This is a genomic window from Micromonospora sp. DT31, assembly GCF_049841795.1.
Lineage (GTDB): Bacteria > Actinomycetota > Actinomycetes > Mycobacteriales > Micromonosporaceae > Micromonospora.
In genome coordinates, this window is the sequence record NZ_JBNCKZ010000004.1 from 375,274 (window position 1) to 383,423 (window position 8,150).

Consider the following 8,150-nt stretch of genomic DNA (forward strand, 5'->3'; position numbering starts at 1 on the left):
TGGCGGCGGTCGCGGTGATCGCGCTTGTGATCGTCTGGTTGGCATGGCCGGACTCCGACGGGGCGCCCCGTGAGCGCCGGTACCGCGACGTGACCGCCTGTCTGCTTACCGACAGCAAGGGTCTCGCCGGTGACGACGCGCGTGCCGCAGCACCTACAGCAACGTCACGCTCGGGGCGGCCGGCCCGGTGCCGAGCTCTTCCTCCACCGCCGCGGTCTTCAACGGCACCTCGTCCCTGGTGAAGCTGCCCTCGAAGGAGGTAACCGAGGGCTCCTACCAGTCGATCAGCATGTGGTTCAAGACCACCACGCCGACCGGCGTGCTCTTCAGCCAGCAGGTCGACCCGGTCACCGCCGGCGCCACATCCACCAAGTCGTTCACCCCCACCCTCTACGTCGGCTCGGACGGCAAGCTGCGCGGCCTGCTCTGGACCGGCAACGTCAGCAACGTCCTGACGACGCCGGGCACCGTCACCGATGGCCAGTGGCACCACGTGGCGCTGGCCGGCAACGGCGGCAGTCAGGCCCTCTACCTCGACGGCACCCAGGTCGGTTCGGTCACCGCGTCCATCAGGTTGGACGTCGGCATGTCCAACGCCTACGTCGGCGCCGGGTTCCTCGGCGGTGGCTGGCCCGCGCAGCCGAACACCGCCGCCACCGCGAACTTCTTCACCGGCACGATCGCCGATGTCGTCTACTACAACCGGGCCCTGACCGCGAACGCGGTGACCGCGCTGAGCGGCAGCGGCCGTGCGGCCTATCCGGTGTTGTCGCACATCACCACCCCGGGCGGCCGGGTGCAGGCGGACGTCCAGTACGACCCGGTCACCGAGCGGGTGTCCCAGGTGACCGACGAGCAGGGCGGGACCTGGAAGGTCGGCGCGCCGACCACAGGCGGCTCCAGCCTGGTGTACGTCTCGGCGGTGCTCGGGTCACAGCCGCAGCACTACTTCCGGCTCGCCGACGTCTCCGCGCCCACCAAGCCGGTCAACGAGGTGCGGGGCGAGTTCGACGACTCGCGGTACCGCAACGTCACCTTCAACACCACCCAGCCCAACACCACCAGCCCGTTCCCCGACTCGTACGGCGCCGTCCTGAACGGCGCCAACGGCTATGTGGAACTGGGTTCGATGGCCCGCCTCGGCACCACCCGCAACCAGACCCGGTCCGTGGAGATGTGGTTCAAGACCCCGGCCAACAACGCCAAGAGCGGTGTGTTGCTGGGCTACACCAACGGTGACCAGACCCTGCCCCCGTCCACCACGGGCGCCACCACCTGGACGCCCGCGCTCTACGTGGGCGGCGACGGCTACCTGCGGGGCGAGTTCTGGGCACCCAGTTCCCCGGTGGTGCAGTCACCGGCCAAGGTGAACGACGGCAGGTGGCACCACGTCGCGCTGACCGTGGACACCACCCAGCAGTTGCTCTACCTGGACGGCCAGATGGTCGGCGGGCACGCCGGCACCTTCACCGACCTCGCGCCGATGGGCACCTACCTCGGCACCGGCATCACCAAGGGCTGGCCCGGCTCCACCCAGGACATCTCCTACTTCACCGGCAACATCGCCGAGTTCGCCAGCTACAACACGATGTTGAGCGCGGCGGACGTCGACCGGCACTGGAAGGCGTCCCAGAGCACCACGCAGCCGGGCGCCGCGACCACCGGCTCGACGCTCACCCCGATCACCACCACCGCCGTCACCGACCCCAAGGGCAACGTGTCGAAGCAGGTCTTCGACCTGGTCAACGGCAACCGCCTGATCGCTTCCACGGACGTGCTGGGCAACACCACGACCTACGGCTACGACATCGGCGGCTTCGGCTCGGTGACCTTCGACCCGCTGCGCAACAAGACCGAGACGGGTCGGGACGTCCGTGGCAACACGATCCGCACCTCGGCCTGCCTGACGTCGACCACCTGCAACACGGCCTACTTCACCTACTTCCCGGACGCGACCACCAAGGTCCTCACCCCGGATCCGCGCAACGACCAGTTGATCGAACACCGGAGCGCCAACTCGTACTCGGCCACCGACCCGTCCTTCCTCACCCGGTTCGGCTACGACACCGCGGGAAACCGGACCAGCACCACCACCCCGGCGGTCGCCGGCTACCCGGCCGGCAAGACGACGACCGTCACGTACACGACGGCGGCCACGCCGGCTGTCGGCGGCGGGGTCACCCCCGCCGGGCTGCCGCTGGTGACCACCAGCACCGGGGGCACGACCCAGACCAACGAGTACAACGCCGCCGGTGACGTCGTGCGGATGACCGATGGTTCCGGTCTGGTGACCGAGTTCCGCTACGACGGTCTCGGCCGGACCGTCGGCAAGGTGGTGAAGACCGACACCCTCGGCGACCTGACCACCACGATCCGGTACGACGCCGAGGGGCAGGTGCTTGAGCAGAACGAGCCGCCGGTGCTGAACCAGGTCACCGGGGCCACCCACACGGCGCAGACCGTGACCAGCTACGACGCCGACGGCAACGTGAGCGGGCGGACCGTTCGCGACAGCACCGGCGGGGACGCCGACCGGACCGTGCAGGCCTTCTACGACGACCACGGCCGAATGATCAAGTCGGTCAGCCCGGTAGGTGTCGTGACGGTTCTGAACTACGACGTCTACGGCAACACCACAGCCGAGGTGACCTGTGACAGCGACCCGGCGCCGGGTGATCCGTGCCCCGCCGGCGACGTGCTGCGGGCCGTCCGCAAGACCTTCGACGGCGAGGGCAACGAGCTGACCACCGCCGTGACGGGGGCGGACGGCACCACCACCCAGACCAGTTCCAAGGCGTACTTCCCGGACGGCAACCTCGCCTCCGACACCGACGCCATGAACTACACCACCAACTACGTCTACAACGGCGACGGGACGCTGCGCCGGGTCACCCGCACCGACGGCGTCAAGACGTACGTGGTGGAGGAGAACATCCACCGTCCGGACGGCGAACTGGAGAAGCAGACCACGAACAACGGGGCCACCCAGACCTCTTACCAGTACGACAACGCCAACCGGGTGGTGCAGATCCGCACCGGGTCGCCGAACGACGCCTACGGCACCGAGCGCACCACCAGCTACACGTTCGACGCCGACGACCACGTGCTGACCACACGGTCCAGTTCCGACGGCGGGGCGAACGTGCTGAGCAGCACCAGCCGCACCTACGACCCGTTGGGCCGGATGACCTCCGAGCGGGTGGAGGCCGACCCGACGGTGGCGCCGACCGCCTGGTTCAAGCTCGACGAGACGACGCTCAGCGACGGCTACAACATCGCGTACGACTCCTCGCCCTCGGCGTGGGACGCCAACGCGGGCACGACGGTCACGATGGGCGGCGGGTTCGCCACCTTCAACGGCCGTGGGTTCGGCGTCTACAGCGGCAGCCTGGACACCACCCGGTCGTACTCGGTCTCGGCCTGGGTCAAGCCGAAGGACTTCCTGGCCAACCAGACCGCGGTGGCGCAGGCCGGGCAGAACAACGGGGCGTTCTTCCTGGAGTACAACAAGGCGCTGAACAAGTGGGCCTTCCGGATGCCGTCCGCCGACGCGGCCAGCCCGGCGGCCACCTACTCGGCGACGTCGAGTGCGGCGTTGACCGCCAACACGTGGGTCCACCTGGTCGGCGTCTACAACGCCGGCACCAAGGCGGTCAGCCTCTACGTCAACGGCGCCGCGGGCACCGGGGCCACCAACCCCACCCCGTTCGCCTCATCCTCGCCCGACATCGGCGGCGGCTTCATCGGTGGCGCGAACACCGCCTACACCGGCGCGATCGACAACGTGCAGATGTACTCGCGCGCCCTGTCCGGCACGGACATCACCACGCTCTACGGGGCGGGCAACGGCCGCACCGGCAACCCGCTCGGCTCCGCCACCGGCCCGACCACCAACTACACGATCGACAAGCTCGGCAACACCACCGCCGTCAGGGACCCCAGGGGCAACGTCACCTCCTACGAGTACGACCAGGCGGGCCAGCTGGTCAAGACGGTCGAGCCGAGCGTCACCTCCGAGGTCTACGGCGGCAACCCCGTGCCTGTGGTGCCGGTGTCACGCATCGGCTACAACACGTTCGGCGAGGTGGTCGAGACCCAGGATCCGCTCGCCAACGTCACCCGCACCCGGGTCGACGCGCTGGGCCGTCCGGTCGAGGTGATCTCGCCCGACTACACGCCGCCGGGCGGCGCGCCGATCGTCGGCGCGACGGTCCGCACCAGCTACGACAAGCTGGACCAGGTCAGGTCCGTGACCACCGCCGACGCCGCGGTGAGCAGCTACGAGTACGACTCGTTGGGCAACCGGGTGAAGGTCACCGACCCGCTCGGCAAGGTCTCCCGGGCCACGTTCGACAAGTTGGGCCGCCTACAGGAGTCGGTCGACGCGACCGGGGCGAAGACGTCGTCGACGTACGACTTCATGGACCGTCCGCTCACCGCCAGCCAGGTGGTCCGGCAGACCGCCGAGACCAACACCGCCACCTTCGACTACGGCACCGGCGCCCTCGGGCAGGGGCCCTGGCCGCTCTCCGTCACCAGCGCCGCCGGGGTCCGTACGTCCAGCACGTACGACTTCACCGGCGCGCCGCTGACCACCACGGACGGCGCCAACAACACGACCCGCCAGCAGTACGACGGGCTGGGGCGCACCACGAAGATCACCATGCCGGACAACACGGCCACGACGGCCACCTACGACCCGATCGGCCGGCTGGTCCGGCAGCAGAACCTGGACGCCGCCGGGGCCGTGCTCGTCACCCGCTCGATGGGATACGACGACAACGGCAACATGACCTCGTCGACCGACGGTCGCACCACGACCACCACCTTCGGCTACGACGCGCTGGACCGCCTGACCAGTGAGATCCAGCCGGTGACCGCGACGACCACGATCCAGACCGGATTCGGGTACGACGCCGCCGGGCACCGCACCCGGTTCACCGACGGCCGGGCCAACTCGTTCTGGACCACGTACAACAGCTGGGGGCTGCCGGAGTCGCAGATCGAGCCGTCGACGCCGGCCTTCCCCGCGGCGGCCGACCGAACGTTCACGGTGACCTACGACCGGGCCGGTCGGGTAGCCGACCAGCTCTCGCCCGGCGGGGTCAAGATCAGCAACGGCTACGACGACGCCGGTCGGTTGACCAGCCAGACCGGCAGCGGCGCGGAAGCCGCCACCGCCGGCCGCACGTTCGACTACGACGACGCGGGCCGGATCACCGGGCTGTCGACCCCGGGTGGCACGGACACTGTCGCCTACGACGACCGTGGCCTGCCGACCTCGGTCAGCGGACCGAACCAGTCGTCCTCGTACACCTACAACAAGGACGGCCGGATGGCGTCCCGGGTGGACGCCGCCGGCACCACCAGTTACACCTACGACAACGCCGGGCGGTTCCGGACGGCGGCGAACAGCACCACAGGCGTCAACCTGACCGTCGGGTACAACACCCTGTCCCAGCCCGCGTCGATCTCCTACAACTCCGGCAACACGCGCAGCTTCGGCTACGACTCGCTGCACCGCCTGAAGACCGACACGCTCAAGAACGCGGCGGGCACGGTCACCCTCGGCTCGATCACCTACGGATACGACAACAACAACAACGAGACCTCGAAGGTGACCACCGGCTTCGCCGGCTCGGCCTCCAACACCTACACCTACGACCTGGCCGACCGCCTGTCGACCTGGAACAACGGGACCACCACGATCGGCTACGCGTACGACGGCGCGGGCAACCGCACCCAGGCGGGCGCGAAGACGTTCACCTACGACGAGCGCAACCAGCTCACCACGCAGAGCGGCGGCATCTCCTACGCCTACACCGCCCGGGGGACGCTACGGCGGACCACCTCCGGCGCCGGCACGCTGAACACCACGGCGGACGCCTTCAACCAGGTGGCCAGCCAGCAGGCCGCCGGCGGCACCCGCACCTACAGCTACGACGCTCTGGGTCGGGCGGTCATGCCCGGGTTCAAGTACACCGGCCTGGACAACGACCTGGCCCAGGACACCGGCGCCACCTACACCCGGGGCCCGGACGGGGCGCTGCTCGCCGCGGGCACCGGCACCGGTGCCGGTTCCCGGTACGCCTGGACCGACCAGCACGACGACGTGGTCGGCCAGTTCACCGCCACCGGGACCACGCTGGCCGGCTCCACCACGTACGACCCGCTCGGGGCGGTGCTCGCCACCAGCGGCGCGGTGGGCAGCCTCGGCTACCAGTCGGAGTGGACGGACACCCTCACCGGCCGGGTCAACATGCTCGCCCGGTGGTACAACACCGAGACCGGGCAGTTCGACACCCGGGACACCGTGAGCAACAGCCCGGTGCCCGACTCGGTGAACGCCAACCGCTTCCAGTACGGCGACGCCAACCCGCTGACCACCACCGACCCCACCGGCCACTTCGGGTGGAACAGCCTCAAGCGCGCGTACAAGAGCACGGTTTCGGTGGTCACCAACCCGGTGGCGGCGATCCAGACGACGTACCGCGCGGTCAACACCCTGGCCAAGTCGTCCTACCAGGCGTTCGACTACGTACGCTCGGGCCGCGCCTGGAAGGACGTGAAGCGGACGGCCCGCCAGGTCAAACACAACCTGAAAAAGGCCGCCCACGTCATCAAGGACACGACGGTCCGCTGGGCCAAGAAGAAGGTTCAGAAGGTCAAGGACGCCTACCACGCGACCAAGAAATGTATCTCCGGCGGTGCCGGCAAGTGCATCAAGGAGACCGCCAAGAAAGCGGCCAAGGCGGCCGTCCAGACTGTCAAGTCCACGGTCGCGGCGATAAAGAAGGATCCCTGGAAATTCGTCGCCACGGTGGCGGTGGGCATCGCGGCGACGGTCGCGGTGGGCGCGTTGTGCGCCACCGGCGTCGGTTGCCTCATCCTCGCCGGGGCCGCCGCCGGGGCGCTGTCCAGCGGCGCCGGTTACATGGTCGACGTCGCCCGTGGTGACGAGAAGTTCTCCCTGGGCAAACTCGCCAGCACCATGCTCGAAGGCGGCCTGGACGGCGCGCTGTCCGGGGGAATGAGCCGGGTCACCGGTGGTCTCGGGGGCAAGCTGCTCGGCGGCGGGGCCAGCCGGGTGCCGGGCCTGCGGGGCCGGCTGCCGGGCGCGGGCCGCGCGGACGGGCCGGGCATGAGCCGTGCCGAGACGCAGGCCGGTGCCCGCAACGCGACCCGTGGCGAGCCCTCCGGGCGGCGGGGTTCGACGAGCGGTTGCGGGACCGTCGCCCACAGCTTCGACCCGCGTACCAGGGTGTTGCTGGCCGGGGGCGCCACCAAGGCCATCGGCGACGTGGCCCTGGGCGACCGGGTGGTCGCCACCGATCCCGAGAGTGGCCTGACCCGTGCCGAGCGCGTGGTGGCTCTGCACCACAACCGGGACCAGGACCTGACCAACGTCCGGGTGCGCGACAACCACCGGTAAGACCACAGCGCTGAAGACCACGCAGCACCACCCGTTCTGGGACGCCACCGATCGCAAGTGGGTGGACGCCGGGAAACTCGCGGTCGGGCACCGCCTGCTGGTGCACGACGACAAGCGTCTGGAGGGCGACGGCACCGGCGCCGGAAGTGGGGGCGGCGGCCCCGGACGGACCGTCACGATCACCCAGGTCCGCAACTTCGGCGGTGCCGCGCTGATGATCGACCTCACGGTCGCCGTACTGCACACGTACTATGTAATCGCCGGCAACCAACCCGTACTCGTACACAACAACGATGGGCCGGCCGCGATCTGCGGGCGAAGCACCGCGAAAGAACTACGGAACTCGCCGGGTGCTGCTAGCGGTAGGGAAGGTGCGCCGGTTCGCGGAAATAACTGGTTGCAGGGATCGCATGGCAATGCGGGCCGAATTCCGGGCCAAATTGCTGACCAGTTGCGCGGGCGTAGTTTTGATAGCTTCAATGAGCTTTTTTCATCCTGCGTAGCGGTTAGCTTCGACGTGGTGCAGAACGAGGATGGCCTGCACGATCGGGGTCGCTCGTCGTGGGCAGCAGCGCAGCTTGACCAGGATCTTCCAGGTCTTGAGGGTGGCGATCGCGCGTTCGCCGCGGGCGCGGATTTTCGCGTGGGCGCGGTTGACGGCCTTCTGCCGGCGTGACAGCTTCGGGCGGAAGCGGCGCCGCTTGAACGGAGTGCGCAG

Annotated in this window: 2 protein-coding genes and 1 pseudogene; 2 read left to right on the plus strand and 1 reads right to left on the minus strand. The window is 69.1% G+C overall.

The window, feature by feature from the left end:
• Nucleotides 1–187 precede the first annotated feature (187 nt).
• The gene (locus tag ACLQ2X_RS10290) at nt 188–7,432 is read left to right on the plus strand and encodes a LamG-like jellyroll fold domain-containing protein (RefSeq protein ID WP_425680734.1); all 7,245 of its coding nucleotides are present in this window, start codon (nt 188–190) and stop codon (nt 7,430–7,432) included.
• A gap of 214 nt (nt 7,433–7,646) precedes the next feature.
• Nucleotides 7,647–7,910 (plus strand): annotated as a pseudogene (locus ACLQ2X_RS10295) (hypothetical protein); the annotation flags it as partial.
• Between the two features lie 12 nt (nt 7,911–7,922).
• Here ACLQ2X_RS10295 and ACLQ2X_RS10300 read toward each other — a convergent pair.
• The coding region (locus tag ACLQ2X_RS10300; RefSeq protein WP_425680735.1) for a transposase family protein at nt 7,923–8,150 on the minus strand (228 nt) is incomplete at its 5' end.